Source organism: Alteromonas alvinellae (assembly GCF_902705805.1).
In genome coordinates, this window is sequence record NZ_CACSIH010000109.1 from 1 (window position 1) to 17,105 (window position 17,105).

The window sequence follows — 17,105 nt, forward strand, 5'->3', positions numbered from 1 at the left end:
GCATACATTAGACTAACGGATAAATACAGAACGCAGTTTGTAGCTAGGACAGCTTTAGCGACGGAGAGGCCAAATTGCGTAGATGACAAATACTGAAGGTGACGAGATGGGAAGTGCATGGAGTGTGTCACCAAGGAAAAACGGATGTGTCAGTATTGTAACTAATGGATGCCTGTAGAAGATTCGTTAAATTGCTGGTCGATGATGAGGTTAGGTAAAAGACAACCTAATTAAACTCGCAGGATGCAAGGCACTTGTTTCATAAGGATTGCAAACAAGCTCTGAGTACCTACATCGCAAGCACCGACAGTGATGTCTCGTGCAGCAAGGGATTGTTGACCCAATTTGGATTCGTTGAATGTACGTGTGTGTTGCTTCAGCGAGACCATAGTGAGGACACTGGTAATGTCGTCGATGTTATTAGTGAGTTGTCATCCGACGACTACCCTCTCCCCTCAAAGGCCCATCCCGGCCTTTACATACCTCTGATTTTGGCCCGCCTTTGGCGGGCATTTTTTTATCTTCATTTGTGATAAAATTGTGTTGTTTCTTTATCGCCTACCAAAAGGGCTACCTGCGTGCTTTCGCCGTCTGCATCTACTATCGTTTTTAGAGTTCTTTTTTGTGCGTTGCTCGCTACGTCTGTTGGCCAAAGCGTAATGCTTACCACACTCCCTTCTATGGGGCGACAGGCGAACCTTTCTGAATTCCACATTGCCACTATTATGTCTAGCTCTGCACTTATTTTTGCGTTCGGTACGAATGTGTGGAGCAAGGTCGCTAAGCGTGCGGGCTTTAAACGTATTTTAATGGTTGGTCTGTCGGGTTATAGCTTGGGCACATTTGCCTTCGCTAGTGCATGGATGGCAGGATTTTCTGGCATTATAAGCGGCACCAATTTGTTTTTGGCATTGTTGATAAGCCGAAGTCTGCAATCAACCATTATGTCTGCAACTCCGCCTTCTGCGGTAGGTTACGCCGTCGCTATCAGTACGCCCCAAAGTAGAGTAAGTGCAATCAGCAAAGTCACCTCTGCAAGCAACGTAGGGCAAATTGTGGGGCCCGCCTACGCTGGGCTTTTAGTCGGTTTTGGCTTATTGGCACCGTTGTACAGCATCGTGTTGCTAACCTTACTGGCGCTTTCATTGGTATATTTTAAGCTACCTGTTCTGCCGCCTTTGTCTCAGCAAAAAAACGCTCAGCAGACTAGCGACAATGACCAAGCGCCTAGCAAAGTACCTTATGTATTCGTCGCTGCATGTATTTGTGTATTTTGCGCAATGGCGATGATGCAGCAATCACTGGGTTTCTTTTTTATCGATTTTTACGACTATTCACCCGTAGACGCTGCTCGGCAAGTGGGTTTCGCGATGATGGTCAGTGCTGCCGCGTCTCTCACAGCCCAATTTGGGTGGGTACAAAAAGGCCGAATAAGCAAAGAAGCGATGATCACTATCGCGCTTCCGCTATTGGGCTTAGCCTACTTGCTGCTCTTTCTTCAACATTCGTTATTTATGCTTTATGCGGCCATGACATTAATGGGTTTAGGTATGGGAATGGCCTACCCATCTTTGGCAGCTGCAGCAACGACCTACTGCGCCCCCTCTCAACAAGCCACTATCACTGGGTTAATTACAGCGACTACTGCCATGGGCTACGTAATAGGTCCACCACTGGCAGCTTTCATTTACCAACTGGACATCGCGCTTCCGTTCGCAATAGCGTCAGCGCTAATCGCAGCAACCACGTGCGTCGTCTACATAACATTGCGAAGAATAAGACACGTTGGCTAGGGCCTGTTAACCGTTGCCATACATTTGGCCCAATTCGTCATAAAAGCTAAACAGGCCTGAGCGAATTAATGTCAGCCTGACAGGTGACAGGAATACGCCTATTTCAAAGGTATTTATTTTTTTACCTTTTATTTTTAAAAAAGCGGAACCTTTTTATAATTAGGCTATCTTAACTTATACATGAAGTCGTTGAGTGTGCGTCTTTGTGGTGTGTAAATGTGTTTTCCAAGTTATGTTGTGGTTTTTTAAGGGGCATTTTAGCCCCTTTTCTTTTGCTCCAATCTTCCTTTTCCAGTGTGTATTCCTCGCTTATTGTTATAGTGCTAATCCAACGTACACCTATCTATTTTATTTGTATTAGTTTCTCTTAAGACCGGTCAGTTAATCTAAAAAATAGAACTAAACAATCCTGATCATTTCACCTTTAGAAATAGAAATGAGAATTATTTCTAAATAGAATAGCTACTCAAGATCACAGGAGTAAGCTAATGTCTAAACCGCAACCTCGCAGAGCTATTGTCACCCAATCAGTCCGAATTACCCCGAATATGCAGCGTGTACACCTTAGTGGGGAAGACCTTCTTACCTTTCCCTCGGTCACTGCAGGTGCGTACATTAAACTTATGTTCGACCTAGAAGGAAACTCGCTGAAACGCCCCACAGATACGAACCAAGTGGCAATGCGCACCTATACGGTTGCGCACTTTGACACAGAGAAGCCTGAAATGGTTCTGGATATGGTTATTCATGCCGATGGTGGTAAAACTGGCCCTGCGTCGGCATGGGCGACAAGTACAAAGCCTGGCGACATCATCACGCTCGCAGGGCCCGGTTCTAGTAAGGGACTCAGCGAGCAATATGATTGGATATTGTTGGCTGGCGACATGACAGCGCTTCCTAGTATTAGAAATCACCTCGCCGAGCTTCCTGTACAAACCAAAGGCTACGCCGTGATTAAAATTGAAGACGAAAAGGATGCGGTTACACTTAAGAAGCCCGAAGGAGTAACGGTGATATGGGAACATGAGCAATCTTTACCTTCCCGCCTTGACCAGTTAACTTGGCTCGACGGAAACCCCACAGTTTGGGTGGCGTGTGAATTTTCTGATATGCGAGCGATTCGGACATGGCTCAAGGACGAAAAATCCGTGGCGCACGAGAATATTTATATTAGTAGCTACTGGAAGAAAGGCCGCAGCGAAGATCAACATAAAATAGAAAAAATGCAGGACAGTGAAGCGTATGCTAAAACATTGGCCTAGTTGATGACTATGCTTCCTGTAGGCTTTGCAAGAACTTGTAAATTGTGCATAAAAAACAACTGTACGACAGAATTTTCATAAACAACAAATTCAATACTTTCATATACCTACACAATGGAACAGCATTTGCTGCTAAGAAAATAACTGGCCAATTATTCCGCCAGTTTTTTCAACCAATTGTTTGGATAAGGAGAGCAAGTTATGAACAGTGATCGTATTGAAGGTAATTGGAAAGAAATGAAAGGTAAGGTGCAGCAAAAGTGGGGCAAACTAACCGATGACGACCTAGATGTAATTGACGGTCGACGTGAAGAACTAGTAGGTAAGATTCAACAAGCTTATGGCAAAAGCCGTGACGAAGCTGAAAAAGAGGTCGATGGTTATTTTAATTAATCGCCGTCTCCAATATATGAATTAAGACACTGGCAGTATGACAATCTGGTATCACTGTGTTGTTAATCTTTACTGCTACTAAAAGGGCCGCTGCATAATGCAGCGGCCCTTTTTATTTGTGTCGTAGTCAAGGGAGGTTATGCCCTTTGATTTTTTATCACTCTTCCGTCTTAGGCTGTAAGTTATCGCGAACTTCCCTTGCGTCAAAGCTCGTTGCTTGTTTGGTTTGCGGATAATTGTTCACCGGTATCGGCTGAGTTCTCGGTGGACATTTGGCTCTGCGTAGATGCTTCGCCTTCGGCAGAAATCTGCGTATTAACCTGATTTGCAGACTGTGTAGTTGCACCGCTTTTTAGTGAAAGCGATGCAGAAGTCGACGTATTAGCTGATGTGTTAGCAGAGAACGTGGTTTCTTGAGCCAACACAGACGTTGACGCGATACCTAAAGCCAGTGCAATTGCAGTATTTAAGTTTTTCATCCGTTTATCTCCGTTTTCCATAAAGGACACTGAGATAACGTTTGAAGAAAGTTTTTATTCCGCACTTAGTTTGATTTTTTTAAAAGAATTAAAAAAGCCCTGTAAAAACAGGGCTTTCCGAGCTATTTTTCTGAAGCTGTCATGCTCTTTTCCCACCAGGGAAGCGAAAAATCTATATTATCTGGGTCGTAAGTTTTGGCATATTTCATTTTAACTGAACTCCAAAACGCAGCTTTAAAGGCAGGGTCATAAATTACGAACTCCCCCTTTTCGCGATACTGTTCAAACAGTTTTTGATAAGCACCTACCGGTGTTAACGGGTTATCCTGTTGAAAAACCACATCTCCGCCATACGCTTCGTAAAGGGCTTTCGATACTTTCCAGCTTTTTGCCATGCCTTCCGCCATTGCCAAACGGTAACGCTCTAGCTCTTCATCTTGATAGCCGCCATCGTTGTCCAAATCAACGGTCCATAATTTTATTACAGAATACGCAGATTGAACTTCGCTTTCATTTGGCTCAATCGCATTCTTATCGGCAAAATCTGAAAGCACAGACTCGGTAATTTTATTACCAAGCGCACGCTGAGCTAAAATAGCTCGTACTTCCTTCTCAGACTTGTCAGTTAAAATAGACTGAAAACGGTCGACATCAGCCTGTGAGGGCTGTAGTTCAGTATTAGAAATAGATTTGTTGAACAAACGAGCAATAATCTCGTTTGCGGCTTGCGGTGTATTAATCCCAAGCGAAACCACTATGGCTGCAAATAGCACCATAGGAATAACGTTCGAACGCGTCACTTTGTATGCTTCCTAAGTTCCAATAATTAGCATAAGCACAAGACACATTCATTTATTATTGTAAGAATTTTCCGTTGTCTTGCGAAATGACATCAATAAGGCTTTATACTTTAGATTAGTTTTGTTTAAATTTCCACTTTCTTACGCATAGATTTTTTAGCACCTTGTTGTTTTTTTACATCTACACGACGTGCTTTTGCCGCACGGCTCACCTTTGTTTTTATGCGCGGTTTTTGTTCAATTGTCGCAGCCTTTATCCACGCAACAAGTCGCGCTAGCGCATCTTCTCTGTTTTGTTCTTGCGTTCGATAATTTTGCGCTTTAAGCACAAAAACACCGTCGTTGGTAACACGACTATCTTTAAGCTGAAGTAGCTTTTCTTTTAGCTTTTCAGGCAGCGATGATCCATTTATATCGAAGCGTAAATGTATGGCGCTACTTACTTTATTCACATTCTGCCCACCGCTACCTTGTGCTCGAATAGCTTGCAATTCAGCTTCGCTTTCATCTATCGCGATAGAAGGGGTTATTGTTAATTCCATCTCAAATCCTAATACGTCATGGCGTAACCACGTTAACGTTGCAGCACTAGCGGCCCTACATCTATAGGTCACTATCACTACTGCTTACTTGACCATTTTTGCGTTAACCGATAGGTTGTTTTTTATCCTTATTTTGGACATAAAACATGATCATCGCATTGCTCATCATTATTTGTATCGTTGTAGCGCTTATTTGGTTTACCGCCAAAATGGACAGCAATATCGAAGCTTCATTCACACCATCAGGAAAACTTACGCCTGTTGATGGTGGAATTATTCACTGTCAAAAGCAAGGAAACGGTCCGGCGCTTGTGCTGATTCATGGTTTACTTGGCAATAGTAACAATTTTAGCGAATTAGCAAAAACCCTCGCTTCCCGCTACACGGTCTATACCGTTGATCGTCCAGGCAGCGGATTTTCGAGCCGCTACAAAAGCACATCCGCTAGCTTCGAACAGCAAAGTAAAATGATACTCGAGTGGATGCAAAAAGAGGGAATAGGTAGTGCGAGCATCGCTGGGCATTCAATGGGAGGAGGAATTGCACTGAGGATGGCAATCGATGCACCTGACAAAATAAAATCGGTTTCGCTTCTATGCCCGTTAACTACACCACTAAAAGGTGGTGCCGGGCCTCTTTCGGTGCTTTACATACCCAATGAATGGGTACGCAGCAGTGTTGCAAAAACCATTGCCAGTCCACTGCGTGCAAAGTTAGGTAGAAAACAAGTCGCCCAAATTTTTCACCCCGAACCTGTCCCCCCGTCCTTTTCAACTGAAGGCGGTGGTTTATTAGCGCTTCACTCTCGAAGCTTTTATGAAGGTAGCAGAGATACAGTATCTGCGCAGGGCAGTCTGCACCGTCAGCAAACTCGTTATGAAGATATTCAATGCCCTGTTGGGGTATTGTATGGTGAAAAAGATACTATCTTGAGGCCCGACGAGCACATCACCGCGGTAACAAAGGCAATAGGAAGTGCGGTACACAAAATTATTTCTGGCGCTGGCCACATGATCCCCGTTACTCAGGTGCAAGCGTGCGCAGACTTTATAATATCGATTGACGAAAGCGCTTAAGTAAGTGGCTTAGTGAAGCCTTGCACCTGTCTTTTCAACGTGCTCTTTATGAGAAAACTCAACAACGGCGAGTGTGCGCTCTCGACCATAAGTCGACTGCTTCAGTTTGCGAAGCTGATCGGCGACTCTCTCAATGCCGTCATACGCTTTGCACATTTCAAAAGGGGTCGCGCCCAGCGTTATATTGTAACTGCTAAACCACGCCTTCATTTGCTCACTGTCCCCATCTGACAATGAAATGAGTAAATGATACATACGAATAAAAGCGAGCTGCTTTCTGTACTCTGATGTGCCACTCTCAAACCCAAGTAGCGTAGTCTGCGCCAAAGAAGATGGAGAAATACCCAATATTTCAGAAGCTTGCTTGATATTTAAACCGAGTTCTTGGTATGCCCATGTGAAGGCTTTCGTAACAACGCTGGTAGGAAATAGTGATCTATTCATAATATCGCCTCGTTTCATCGAACAATGTTATACAGATGTTATGAAACGCTGCGAAATGCGTACCAAGTTTTATCTACAGCTTCATTGCTACTTTCTCACGATGCAAATCGATGCCATCTTTATCGACGGAAAATCCTTTTGAAGACAACCAATCAACAGCATCTTCTATGGAATCCACAAAAATATAATCAATATTGGTATCGCGATACACGCGTTTAAGTTGCGCCTGCGTGGTTGCTCGAACGCTTGACTCTCCCATCACTAATGCCACATGAGTGAGCCCTATGGGATTTACCGAAGCCACACGTTCGTGAAGCAGCGCTTCAGCATCAGGAATGAGTAGTGATTCGCCAACAACACTAACAATATCGCACCAAGCTTTCCCATGTAAGCACTCGGAAAGCGTGCGATACTCACTGGCAAAGCTATTTACACACTCTCTGTTCCACGGCCCATAAGCTTGCGTTAGCACCGCATCACCACAGCGTGTAATAATAAATTCGCCATGAGCATACTGCATATAACCACCTAACTACTTCGATAAAATATTAAGCTAGCAAATACCGTTAAGGCGATATATGCCTTTGACTACGAGTTGTTTTGAAACAACACGTAGTCAAAGTATGGTTCAGTATTGAGAAAATTGAAAATTAAGCGGCAAGAATGTTGATCAGCTCAGCAAACGTAGGGCGGCCCTGTATATCAAGCGGCAAACGCAGCTCTCTAGCAATGTCACTCACGCTGATTACGCCACGAATTTCATGGCTGTCTCTGTCCATGACAAGGCAATGGTGCTGCCCGTAGTCTTTGAGTGTTTCTATCACGTCCCCCACTGATGAACGTATTAGCTCACTGAAATCGAACGACATGAGCGAGGTTTTAGGACGCATGAAATCATGAACAGTGAGCTCTTCTCGCTTAACCTTAAGCTCGCTTACACGCTGAATGATTTGCTGTTCACCGACATCGTGACTGGTCACAATACCAATGAAACGGTTCTCACTGTTTACCACCAGCATCATACGAACATGAGACTGACGCATAATCGACTCTATTTTCGTCGCTGGAGTTCGAGCATCAATAACGTGTGGTAAGTGCTGCTTAAAGTCAGTGAAGACCGCCATAGCAGATGATTTTACAGTAATGGTGTTTTCAACAACCGGCCATGCCAATGTATCGATAGCTTCGGTTTTATATAGATTTAAGGCGTGCATACCTTTCTCCTAATCAAAAATAAAAAATTCAGTTTTTTAATGATTAAGTGAAAGAAGGTGGCCCTCGAATAATGTTATCGCGCTGCCTAGTAAAGGCTTTTGCATCAATCGTTTTTCCAGCCGAAAACCGGTATTTTTCCAAGCCGCTGGTGATGTCGACAAACGAAATGCCATCATCAATGTCGTCGTCAGACACTTCAAAAGCGGAGCTTTCCCATTCGCTAATGAGGGTTGAGAGCGTATTTGCACTGTTCGACTGCCCCGCAATATTTTGCACACTTCTTCCCTCTCCCAATACGGAGACGGATACTAGTGATGAAAATAACGCTGGCAGAATAACGGCCAACAAAACGTACGAAACGCGCAAAGCGTACAACCTCTACTGAACTAAACAACATTGAAGCAAAGCAGCCACTTTTGTTACTGCCTATTTAAACTATAAGAGTATTTAGCGCGTTTAATAGAGGTGTTTAGCGCAATTTATCGACCATTAAACGACATGTCTTAGAAAACTAGCCGTGTCGCGATTCAGATTTGGTGGGTTGTTTTCTGTACATCCGTTCTAAAAACAAGAACGAACACTCCCATTAAATGTAATGTTTAGCCAACGTAATTAGAAATACACTAGATTCAATTGATGCATGAGGTGCTTTTTCAGCGGTCATTTCGCGGTTGAGATAACGCGATTAACTGAATGTCTAAACAACCTGATTGCAAGTAAGTAATAACGGAAGTGATATGAAACCAAGATGGTCCAGACCTATAGTTTTTTTGCATTGGATATCTGCTATTGCCATTGTCGGCATGTTTGCTTCAGGGCTGTGGATGGTCGACCTCACATATTACAGCGACTGGTATAAGACGGCACCGCATTGGCACAAGAGTGTTGGATTAATTTTGCTTGCCATCACTGTTATTCGCTTAGTCACGCGCGTTGTTACTTCACGGCCGCCGTCACATGGCACCCCGTTAGAAAAAAGGTTAAGTCGCATAGGTCATGGGCTTTTGTACACCTTGATTATCATGCTATTCGCGAGCGGCTATTTAATTTCAACGGCCGATGGAAGAAGCATCGACGTATTTAATTGGTTTTCTGTACCTGCAATGGGCGAGTTCTTTGAAAATCAAGAAGACATTGCAGGAAAGGCCCATTTTTATATTGCGTGGTCAGTGATTGTATTGGCGATCATTCACGCGCTGGCTGCGCTGAAACACCACTTTATTCGTAACGATGACACACTGAAGCAGATGTTACGGCTTCGATGATATTGAGGAAAAAGGAGAAATGATGAAGAAGTTAACACTTGCCTTGGCCGCTGCGCTGTCTTTAAGCACCGCTAACGCCGCAGATTATGTGATTGATAGCAAAGGCGCCCACGCGTCTATCAACTTTAAAATTCAACACTTGGGCTACTCGTGGCTCACTGGTCGCTTCAACGATTTTAAAGGTACTTTTAGTTACGACGACGCAGCACCTAGTGCAGCAAAAATTATGGTGACTATCGATACCGACAGTATCGACTCAAACCACGCAGAGCGTGACAAGCACCTTAAGAGCGACGATTTCTTAAACGTTGACGACTTTCCAGAGGCGAAGTTTGTCAGCACAAAAATTGTCGATAAAGGCAATGGCATGATGGATGTAATGGGTGACTTCACGCTTCACGGTGTGACAAAGCCTATCACTATAGAAGCCAAAAAGATTGGCGAAGGCAAAGACCCATGGGGTGGCTATCGTGCAGGATTCATGGGCACAACGACGATTGCACTTAAAGATTATGGCATCGACTATGATTTAGGCCCAGCGTCGCAAACGGTAGAATTAGAGCTTCACGTTGAAGGCGTGAAACAATAGCTATTTACGTTTGGTCCCAGCGAACTAAATTTATGATTTGAGAAAGCCCCAAACATGGGGCTTTTTTTATATGTGGTTAGTGAAGCTTCAGCTTAGGGCTGATGGCCTGACTTAACTTCTTCACAAGGAGCTTTAGAGCACCTTTAATTTTTCCGTGTACTGCAAACTGGTGCATATTATACAAAGAAACGTAAACCAACTTGGCTAGACGCCCTTCTATAAACATACTGCTGTTTGACAGTGAGCCCATTAAACTTCCAACAGTGCTGTATTTACTTAAGTGAACCAAGGATCCATAGTCCTTGTAAGTAAAATCTTTCGTGTCTTTTTGAGTAAATAACGACGTTATATTATGCGCAACAATATCCGCCATTTGGTGGGCAGACTGCGCTCGAGGCGGCACCCACTTCCCATTTTCCTGCTGGAAACCACAGCAATCGCCTAACACCCAAATATTCTTATGAGATGAACTGCGAAGCTGCTTATCAACAAGAATTTGATTGGCTCTGTTCGTTTCAAAAAGCGCAAGCTTTGTTATGAAGTCCGGTGCTTTCACCCCCGCAGCCCACACCATTAAATCAGCGTCAATTCGACCACCGTCTTTAGTGATCAGCCCTTTGGCGTCGGCTTCTGCCACCATGGTTTGCTCTTTAATGTCTACGCCCAACTTATGCAGTGCTTTTCTTGCAGAGTTCGCTATACGCTCAGGTAGCGCAGGCAATATACGCTCTCCCGCTTCTACGATCGTAATCTTAAGACGAGAAGCTGACATGTCTGGCATTCCGTAAGCCTTGGACAAATTCGCCACATGGTGAAGTTGAGCGGCTAGCTCAGTACCTGTTGCTCCTGCCCCGACAATAGCGACATCAATTCTGGCGTCTTTATCTTCTTGCTGATTGATGCGGATTAGCTGATTAAGAAGCGCTTTATGAAAACGTTCAGCTTGCTTTAACGAGTCAAGAAAGTAGCAATGCTCAGCAACGCCAAGTGTGCCAAAGTCGTTACTCACACTGCCAACCGCCAACACTAACTGGTCATAATGAATCTCGCGTTCAGGCAAAACCTGCGTCCCTTCTTCATCGATTAAAGGCGACAAGGTTATGATTTGCGCTTGCGCGTTAAGCGAGCACATTTCGCCTAATTGAAAGCGGTAGTGGTGAGCTGCAGCGTGGATGGCGTAATCCACACCGTCTGAATGCTTATCAATTACACCGGCGGCCACTTCATGTAATAGCGGCTTCCAGATATGGGTTCGACTGCGGTCGACGAGGGTAATTTCGGCTTGTTTCTTTCTCCCGAGGGTGCGGCTTAAGCGACTGGCTAATTCAAGACCACCAGCACCGCCACCAACAATTACTATTTTTTGCATGGGTATACCTATTAACAATCATTCCACGTATGTCGCCTGACCTTTCCAAGCGCTATACATGGCGTGACTGAGACCCATGCTGATGCCTACAGACTACGCCTGATGCCGCTGGGGTACAAGCAAGTCACGGCAATAGTCTGTATTTTCAAGATTAATAATTATCTATTGCATCTGTTTATTTAAATCTATAACGTGAACGATGCCGTTATCATGAAGTTTCGAGGCCGCCCAGGAAAGTAGCGAGGGCCTGTGAAGCTAGTAAAATCGGCGCGTTCAGCGTAGCCCGTATCCAATACGTTGTTAACCCGCGCATACAATGTAACGTCTTCGTTTACGCTGTAACGTACACGCGCATGTAACAAGTCATGCCCCTCGTACTCGTTGAGATTTTCAGCGTCGGTGAAATAGCTGGAAACATGCTGCCACTCTAGCTGCGTTTGTACTTTGTTCGACATCTCAAAGCTTAAACGAGCGTTAAACTGAAGCTTTGGCGCAGTATCAATATCATTACCTTTAATGTCTTGTTCACCTGAGAGCTGACTGTGCTCGTAGGTATGCCTTGCGTATGTACCAGCAAAATCTAAGCGCAGTATATCGCTTAACGGTTGGTCAAAAGTAAGCTCTACGCCTCTATGCCACGTTTCGCCGTTGCTTACGTTGAAAAAGTCGCTGTCGCGGTAAATCACATTATCTTTTTGTAGGCTGTAAAGGCTAAGCGTATAGCTGCCGTCAAATAGTGTTCCTGTAACGCCCATCTCGATATTATCGGCCGTTACCGAGTCAAGATCAGTAACAGTCTGTGCACGCTGCAAACGATACAGCTCTGTTGCCTGAGGCGCGCGATAGCCTCTTGCGATGCCGCCAAATAACTGGGTTTGAGGATTAAGTTGATAACGAAGTGAAAGCTTCGGACTAAAGTTATTAAAATCATTTTCGCTGTCTGCTGGTCTGGAATATCTGCAGCCGCCAAAACCGCACTGTGTGCCATCTTCGCGTACACGACCAACATTCATATTGTTGGTGTAGTCGTATTGCATAGACTCAAAGCGCCCGCCGACAGAAATAGCCCAACGCTCAGCTTGCCAATTGAAAGTAAAGAAAGGCGCAAATAGCGTGGCATCTACATCATAATCATAGTGCTTTCCTACAGGTATGGTTTCAACCAAAAAGGCAGACCCTTCTGTGGCGCTGTCTTGTGACTGGGTTAATTCACCTTCTGTGTATTCTACGTCTAATCCTATATCCGCACTTAGGCTGTCATTAATGACGTAATTGAACTGAGACAGCGCACCAACGCCTTTTTGAGTATTCGTTTCAAGGGGTTTGCCAGGTAAAAAGTGCATACGGAAACGCATGTCCTGGTTGCGTACGTAAGGTGTAATCAACAGTGCATGACCACCGCTAAAGTTAGTATCGAACTTGCTCCATAGCCTAAAACTTTCTGCTTTTCGAAACGCTTCGGGGTTTGGGTTGCTTTTGGCTATTTGTGTATTTTTGTAGCTTTCAAACCCTTCGATGTAGCCGGCAGTTTCTTGGTCCAGATGGGTATAGGTAAGGCCGCTCGTGATAACCGTGCTGTCCCACTCTAGCCTGTGGCGAAGCGAGACTTTCTCTTGGTCAACGCCCTCTTCATTTCGATATCCTGTATCTCTGGTAACACTGGCGGCGATACCCACGCCACTGTGACCAAAGTCTTTCCCTTCTTTTAGCTTTACACGATGAAACCCATAAGACCCGTAATCAACGCTAAGCTCTCCGTCGCCTTGGGTTGTGTCAGGGGTAACCACATTAATCACACCATGTATCGCATTAGAGCCATAAAGCGCTGACGCAGGGCCTTTTATCACGTCAATACGCTGTGCAATTTCACCGTGTGCTTCAAATAGCTCGTTAATATTGCAAAAACCTGCTGCGCGCAACGCAATACCGTCTTCTGCTGCTAAAATTCCGCCGCACGCTCCAGCGCCGGTTAACACTGGCGAACGAAGGGCAGGTAAATACTCTTGCCCATTGCCCCGCTGTACGCCGGCACCCGCAATGTAATTCAGCGACTCTTGGATATGTTGAAATGAAAGCAGCGAAAGCGTTTCTTCTGAAATAGACGACACTGCATAACCGGAAGCATTGATATTTCCCTGTATACGAGAAGACGTGGTTTCAATTCTTTCTATTTCATTGGTTTGTTGAGCGATGGCTGAATGCGATAGCAGAGACACAACTAGCAACGACAGAGGAAAGCTTGGGGCAAAGCGCATTATCTATCCTTATGATGACAAGATGTTTTTTTAGCAATTGGTGCTAGTGTATCGTTAATTTAGACAAGAATGGGTTAAAACTCGCTAAACTGTTGCGGCATTGTGACAATTACGCCATAACTCTACTTTAAGCGTTGGCGTAGACTTTGCAGTTCGCAGACTTTACTGTCACTACACAAGTCTTAGCTTTATACACTATTTCTAATTTTCGTGTATCTAACGCATATAGACTGGCAGTACGTTAGTAGATTGCAGCAATGGGATAATCACTCTTTGCCTGAAGTAAGAGCACCAAACTTTGTTCGCTGGAGGAACCATTGGATACACTTATTCCTAGTCTTTCACAGCTTATCGAATTCGCTGTTGCCCCCGTATTTTTACTCACCGGTATTGCGGGCTTCCTCAATGTTATGTCGTCTCGGCTGGGCCGAATATCCGACAGGGTGAGGGTGGCAGAAAGACAGATTCATACCCTTTCAGACCCGCATATTGTCGATCGCTCAAAAAAAGAAATTAAGGTGCTATGGCGCAGGGTAAAAGTGATTAACTGGGCGATTGGGCTATGTGTCGCCGCTGGACTGATGGTGTGTACCGTCATTATGGCGCTGTTTTCTGGGTCGCTCTGGGTTGTCGACTTAAAAACGCCAGTCATCGTGTTGTTCATACTGGCTATGATGTTTCTAATTAGTGCGCTTATTGTTTTTCTGGTTGAAGTGAAACTGGCGACAAATACCATAAATATGGTCAGAACCATCCGCTAACCACGTATCGACAACGGCTTGCTCGCTGGCGTTCAATTGATCCCATCAGCGATACACCAAAAAGGCGGATAGAGCGTAATGTTTACCTTCTCTATCCGTCTACTTATTTTTAGGCTGTCGCGATTGGCTTAGTTTTGAAGCTAACATTCATATGCAAAGAAGCAAGATGAGCTCCAAAATTACCTTTAGCTACAAATGCGAAGATTATGCATAACTTTCCAATGTAAGCATTGCGTAAAGACCTGCTTCAAAAGCGTTCATCAACGTTAAAATACGGTAGAATTCGACTATTTCCGTCGTTAATTTGCTACATATTAACAGTCAAAATACTGCGGCCAATAAAAAGGATTAACTAAGCGCCATGAATACTAAATTACTTCGCTCTCTTCAGGTTTTTGTTGCAGTAACAGATAGTGGTAGCATGAGTGTAGCTGCGAGAGAGCTGCACATGACTGTCTCTGCTATTAGTCAGCAGTTAAGAAAGCTAGAACACGATATCGGCCTTAGCCTTTTTAACCGAAATACCCGAAGCTTGAGCCTAACGGAAGCAGGGCGCATCTATTACGAAACCAGTAAGCAAATGCTGCAAACCGCAGAACTTGCCCAGCAAAAAATTGAAAGTCTGCAGGATGATCCCACAGGTAAAATAAACATCATCGCGCCGGAGGGTTTTGGCGGAGGACTGTTAAGCGAGCCACTGAAAAAGCTTTGTGAAGAATTTCCTAAAATAACTATCTCTTTAACCGTAACTGACGAGCCTAAAGACATTATCGCTTCCAGTGCCGATCTTGTTCTTTGCTTCGCCCCAGTCTCAGATACAAATTTCAGCAGTTTGCTACTCGCGACCTGGAAGCGCATTTTATGTGTCTCTGCAGACCATCCGCTTGCTAGCGAAACGCTTACTTCACCTGACGCACTTAGTGCACATGTATATATTGCTCACAGGCATATTGAAGAATACGTTATGAAGCACGAAAGCGAAGGCGAGTATGAGTTGGATACACAACGCATTGATGTCAACTCAATGCAGACGTTGATTAAACTTACCCAAGATAGCGTTGGCTATGCGGTTCTTCCCGAACCAGAAGTGAGACATCTATTAAAGTCTGGTGAAATGAAGCAGCTCTTCACTGACTGGGAGTTATCAGATTATACGGTTTATGCGGTCACACCGAAACGAGAGCTAATGCCTGCAAAAATCAGCGCAGCAATTACATGTCTGCAAGATTTATTTGCGCAAATTTAATCGTTAAACAGCGCACAAGAACCCTATTGCACATAAAAAATGCGACGTTATACAGTGTGCATAGGTCATTACCAAAAAGGCAGCGTAAATATGCTGCCTTTTTTATCAACTTGGCTTCTTAGAAGTTAGAAGCGAGTGTTCATTTGAACACTTAGAATGTGCGCAGTAGCTGACTGTGTACCAACAAAAGTGCTAGTAAAATCAGCACCAGGTACTGCATTTTCTACAATCGTTCTCTTTTTATCGATGTCCGCTTTTCGACCATCAATAAACACATAGGCAAGATCAATCGAGGTGTCTTCACTCATGGTGTAAGTCATACCACCAGAGAACCAGTGACGGTCAGTATCTGGAATACTTAGCGAGCGGTTTTCTACCGATACCACGCCATCATCATAAGCATAGCCAGCACGAAGAGTAATTTCGTCGTTTAAGATGTAGGTAACACCGATAGATGCGCGCCACGAATCATCAAAGTTTTCTTCCTTGATAAGGAAATCATCACCACTTTCTAGATTAGCCTCAAGCTTTTGGAAAGTACTCCAATCAGTGAAAGTTACACTACTTTGAACAGACCACTGATCATTTAACTTCTGATCGATGGCTAGCTCCGTAATTGCAGCTAAATTCAAATCAAGGCTTCCATCTTGGTTGAGTGCTGCTCTCAAATCTGAAGATACTTCACCACTTAGCTCTAGTTTTGTCTCAGCACGATGTGAAAGAGCAATATTAGTCATATCAGTAGGCTGCCAGAAAATTCCCGCGTTCCAACCGTAGCCCCAATCGTCACCTTCTAGATTAAAAAGAGAAGCGCCCGCCGGTACATTAGTACCTAATGCATTGAAAGCAAATGATAGAGATTCAGAAACCCCTGAACCAATTTCAGCTTCGGTGTAGGTTGCGCTCAGACCAAAACCAACCATAAGTTGTTCGTTTACTTTATATGATATCGCAGGGTTGAAGGTTACACTTTTAACTTCTGCTTCATCTGCAAATGGCAAAGCTTCAAAGTCATCTGAATAGTCAGAGCGAAGACCGTAAGTAGTAAAAACACCAACACCTGCCGAGAATTTTTCATTAATAGGTGTAGTATAGAAAAATCCAGGTACGAACGCAGTATCTGCAATATCATCTTCTATTGCTGAAGTAGAGATAGAGGTTGCATCAGTAGGAAGAGGAGTCTCTCCCAACGCATAAGTTGCAGTGCCATTAATATCTACATTCGGATCGATAAAGCTTACTGATGCACTGAACTCAGCTTCTTTAAATACACCAATCGCTGCAGGGTTAGTTGCTAAAATGGAGGCATTCTCTGGCTTAGCCGCTTGACCAGCCATGGCACGGCCTAGACCGTTTGCACTGTGTTCATTAACTTGGAAACCAGCTGCCAGCGCTGAAGAAGAGGCTAAGGTAGCAAGCGCTAAGCAAACTGAGGCACGTAAAGAAAACTGTTGCTTCATAAGATACTCATTGTAAAAGGGGAAAATTGCACGGGCATTCTACGGATCTGAGTACTTTTGTTCAATGCAAGTAAACGCCATTTACGCACTTTTATCGCATTTTTTACAATTATAGCTACAATTTCGACGCATTTATAAGCAACTTTGATAAAACAG

General features: G+C 44.2%; 18 protein-coding genes. 8 read left to right on the forward strand and 10 right to left on the reverse strand.

The window, feature by feature from the left end; all coding sequences use genetic code 11:
• Positions 1–629: 629 nt before the first annotated feature.
• The 3 genes from ACX5KA_RS06845 to ACX5KA_RS06855 all read left to right on the forward strand — a co-directional run bounded on the left by ACX5KA_RS06845 (position 630) and on the right by ACX5KA_RS06855 (position 3,448).
• Positions 630–1,793 (forward strand): MFS transporter, encoded by a 1,164-nt coding sequence (locus ACX5KA_RS06845; RefSeq protein ID WP_275445305.1) that lies wholly within the window; start codon positions 630–632, stop codon positions 1,791–1,793.
• A gap of 488 nt (positions 1,794–2,281) precedes the next feature.
• Positions 2,282–3,055, forward strand: coding sequence for a siderophore-interacting protein (locus tag ACX5KA_RS06850; protein ID WP_049585612.1), 774 nt, complete (start codon positions 2,282–2,284; stop codon positions 3,053–3,055).
• A 201-nt stretch (positions 3,056–3,256) separates the two neighbouring features.
• The gene (locus ACX5KA_RS06855) at positions 3,257–3,448 is read left to right on the forward strand and encodes a CsbD family protein (protein WP_014951177.1); all 192 of its coding nucleotides are present in this window, start codon (positions 3,257–3,259) and stop codon (positions 3,446–3,448) included.
• A 203-nt stretch (positions 3,449–3,651) separates the two neighbouring features.
• Here the strand turns inward: ACX5KA_RS06855 and ACX5KA_RS06860 are convergent, their stop codons facing one another.
• The 3 genes from ACX5KA_RS06860 to arfB form a co-directional block, all read right to left on the reverse strand.
• A complete protein-coding gene (locus ACX5KA_RS06860; protein ID WP_458730739.1) occupies positions 3,652–3,927 on the reverse strand; it encodes a hypothetical protein in 276 nt (91 codons plus the stop codon).
• A 122-nt stretch (positions 3,928–4,049) separates the two neighbouring features.
• Entirely contained in the window at positions 4,050–4,727 is a 678-nt protein-coding gene (locus ACX5KA_RS06865; RefSeq protein WP_342288040.1) for a hypothetical protein, read from the reverse strand.
• 125 nt (positions 4,728–4,852) lie between these two features.
• On the reverse strand, positions 4,853–5,269 hold the full coding sequence (gene arfB, locus ACX5KA_RS06870) for an alternative ribosome rescue aminoacyl-tRNA hydrolase ArfB (RefSeq protein WP_458730740.1): 417 nt from the start codon (positions 5,267–5,269) through the stop codon (positions 4,853–4,855).
• Between the two features lie 146 nt (positions 5,270–5,415).
• Here arfB and ACX5KA_RS06875 point away from each other — a divergent pair, with 146 nt between their 5' ends.
• Positions 5,416–6,345, forward strand: a complete 930-nt coding sequence (locus ACX5KA_RS06875; protein ID WP_458730741.1) for an alpha/beta fold hydrolase — start codon at positions 5,416–5,418, stop codon at positions 6,343–6,345.
• Positions 6,346–6,354: 9 nt separating this feature from the next.
• On the opposite strand, the gene ACX5KA_RS06880 is transcribed toward ACX5KA_RS06875, so the two are convergent.
• The 4 genes from ACX5KA_RS06880 to ACX5KA_RS06895 all read right to left on the reverse strand — a co-directional run bounded on the left by ACX5KA_RS06880 (position 6,355) and on the right by ACX5KA_RS06895 (position 8,280).
• Positions 6,355–6,789, reverse strand: a complete 435-nt coding sequence (locus tag ACX5KA_RS06880; protein WP_039229334.1) for a hypothetical protein — start codon at positions 6,787–6,789, stop codon at positions 6,355–6,357.
• 73 nt (positions 6,790–6,862) lie between these two features.
• The gene (locus ACX5KA_RS06885) at positions 6,863–7,309 is read right to left on the reverse strand and encodes a hypothetical protein (RefSeq protein WP_014951188.1); all 447 of its coding nucleotides are present in this window, start codon (positions 7,307–7,309) and stop codon (positions 6,863–6,865) included.
• A gap of 130 nt (positions 7,310–7,439) precedes the next feature.
• The gene (locus ACX5KA_RS06890; RefSeq protein ID WP_039221649.1) at positions 7,440–8,003 is read right to left on the reverse strand and encodes a CBS domain-containing protein; all 564 of its coding nucleotides are present in this window, start codon (positions 8,001–8,003) and stop codon (positions 7,440–7,442) included.
• 43 nt (positions 8,004–8,046) lie between these two features.
• Positions 8,047–8,280 carry a hypothetical protein gene (locus ACX5KA_RS06895; RefSeq protein ID WP_014977718.1) on the reverse strand — a complete coding sequence of 78 codons (234 nt, stop codon included), beginning with the start codon at positions 8,278–8,280 and terminating at the stop codon, positions 8,047–8,049.
• Positions 8,281–8,741: 461 nt separating this feature from the next.
• On the opposite strand from ACX5KA_RS06895, the gene ACX5KA_RS06900 reads away from it, so the two are divergent.
• A complete protein-coding gene (locus ACX5KA_RS06900) occupies positions 8,742–9,269 on the forward strand; it encodes a cytochrome b (RefSeq protein WP_371341844.1) in 528 nt (175 codons plus the stop codon).
• A 22-nt stretch (positions 9,270–9,291) separates the two neighbouring features.
• Positions 9,292–9,858, forward strand: a complete 567-nt coding sequence (locus ACX5KA_RS06905) for a YceI family protein (protein WP_014951192.1) — start codon at positions 9,292–9,294, stop codon at positions 9,856–9,858.
• A gap of 76 nt (positions 9,859–9,934) precedes the next feature.
• On the opposite strand, the gene ACX5KA_RS06910 is transcribed toward ACX5KA_RS06905, so the two are convergent.
• Both ACX5KA_RS06910 and ACX5KA_RS06915 read right to left on the reverse strand, forming a co-directional pair.
• Positions 9,935–11,227 (reverse strand): NAD(P)/FAD-dependent oxidoreductase, encoded by a 1,293-nt coding sequence (locus ACX5KA_RS06910; RefSeq protein WP_458730742.1) that lies wholly within the window; start codon positions 11,225–11,227, stop codon positions 9,935–9,937.
• Between the two features lie 185 nt (positions 11,228–11,412).
• The gene (locus ACX5KA_RS06915; protein WP_458730743.1) at positions 11,413–13,482 is read right to left on the reverse strand and encodes a TonB-dependent receptor; all 2,070 of its coding nucleotides are present in this window, start codon (positions 13,480–13,482) and stop codon (positions 11,413–11,415) included.
• A gap of 317 nt (positions 13,483–13,799) precedes the next feature.
• Here ACX5KA_RS06915 and ACX5KA_RS06920 point away from each other — a divergent pair, with 317 nt between their 5' ends.
• Positions 13,800–14,243 carry a DUF2721 domain-containing protein gene (locus tag ACX5KA_RS06920; RefSeq protein WP_014951195.1) on the forward strand — a complete coding sequence of 148 codons (444 nt, stop codon included), beginning with the start codon at positions 13,800–13,802 and terminating at the stop codon, positions 14,241–14,243.
• A 361-nt stretch (positions 14,244–14,604) separates the two neighbouring features.
• Positions 14,605–15,489 carry a LysR family transcriptional regulator gene (locus tag ACX5KA_RS06925; protein WP_458730744.1) on the forward strand — a complete coding sequence of 295 codons (885 nt, stop codon included), beginning with the start codon at positions 14,605–14,607 and terminating at the stop codon, positions 15,487–15,489.
• Between the two features lie 125 nt (positions 15,490–15,614).
• On the opposite strand, the gene ACX5KA_RS06930 is transcribed toward ACX5KA_RS06925, so the two are convergent.
• Positions 15,615–16,949, reverse strand: coding sequence for an OmpP1/FadL family transporter (locus tag ACX5KA_RS06930; protein ID WP_458730745.1), 1,335 nt, complete (start codon positions 16,947–16,949; stop codon positions 15,615–15,617).
• Between the last annotated feature and the right edge of the window lie 156 nt (positions 16,950–17,105).

Excerpts from the sequence above, each read along its gene's own strand:
- ACX5KA_RS06850 (WP_049585612.1), top strand. The coding sequence starts at position 2,282 with ATGTCTAAACCGCAACCTCGCAGAGCTATTGTCACCCAATCAGTCCGA.
- ACX5KA_RS06855 (WP_014951177.1), top strand. The coding sequence starts at position 3,257 with ATGAACAGTGATCGTATTGAAGGTAATTGGAAAGAAATGAAAGGTAAG.
- ACX5KA_RS06860 (WP_458730739.1), bottom strand. The coding sequence starts at position 3,927 with ATGAAAAACTTAAATACTGCAATTGCACTGGCTTTAGGTATCGCGTCA.
- arfB (WP_458730740.1), bottom strand. The coding sequence starts at position 5,269 with ATGGAATTAACAATAACCCCTTCTATCGCGATAGATGAAAGCGAAGCT.
- ACX5KA_RS06875 (WP_458730741.1), top strand. The coding sequence starts at position 5,416 with ATGATCATCGCATTGCTCATCATTATTTGTATCGTTGTAGCGCTTATT.
- ACX5KA_RS06880 (WP_039229334.1), bottom strand. The coding sequence starts at position 6,789 with ATGAATAGATCACTATTTCCTACCAGCGTTGTTACGAAAGCCTTCACA.
- ACX5KA_RS06885 (WP_014951188.1), bottom strand. The coding sequence starts at position 7,309 with ATGCAGTATGCTCATGGCGAATTTATTATTACACGCTGTGGTGATGCG.
- ACX5KA_RS06890 (WP_039221649.1), bottom strand. The coding sequence starts at position 8,003 with ATGCACGCCTTAAATCTATATAAAACCGAAGCTATCGATACATTGGCA.
- ACX5KA_RS06900 (WP_371341844.1), top strand. The coding sequence starts at position 8,742 with ATGAAACCAAGATGGTCCAGACCTATAGTTTTTTTGCATTGGATATCT.
- ACX5KA_RS06905 (WP_014951192.1), top strand. The coding sequence starts at position 9,292 with ATGAAGAAGTTAACACTTGCCTTGGCCGCTGCGCTGTCTTTAAGCACC.
- ACX5KA_RS06910 (WP_458730742.1), bottom strand. The coding sequence starts at position 11,227 with ATGCAAAAAATAGTAATTGTTGGTGGCGGTGCTGGTGGTCTTGAATTA.
- ACX5KA_RS06915 (WP_458730743.1), bottom strand. The coding sequence starts at position 13,482 with ATGCGCTTTGCCCCAAGCTTTCCTCTGTCGTTGCTAGTTGTGTCTCTG.
- ACX5KA_RS06925 (WP_458730744.1), top strand. The coding sequence starts at position 14,605 with ATGAATACTAAATTACTTCGCTCTCTTCAGGTTTTTGTTGCAGTAACA.
- ACX5KA_RS06930 (WP_458730745.1), bottom strand. The coding sequence starts at position 16,949 with ATGAAGCAACAGTTTTCTTTACGTGCCTCAGTTTGCTTAGCGCTTGCT.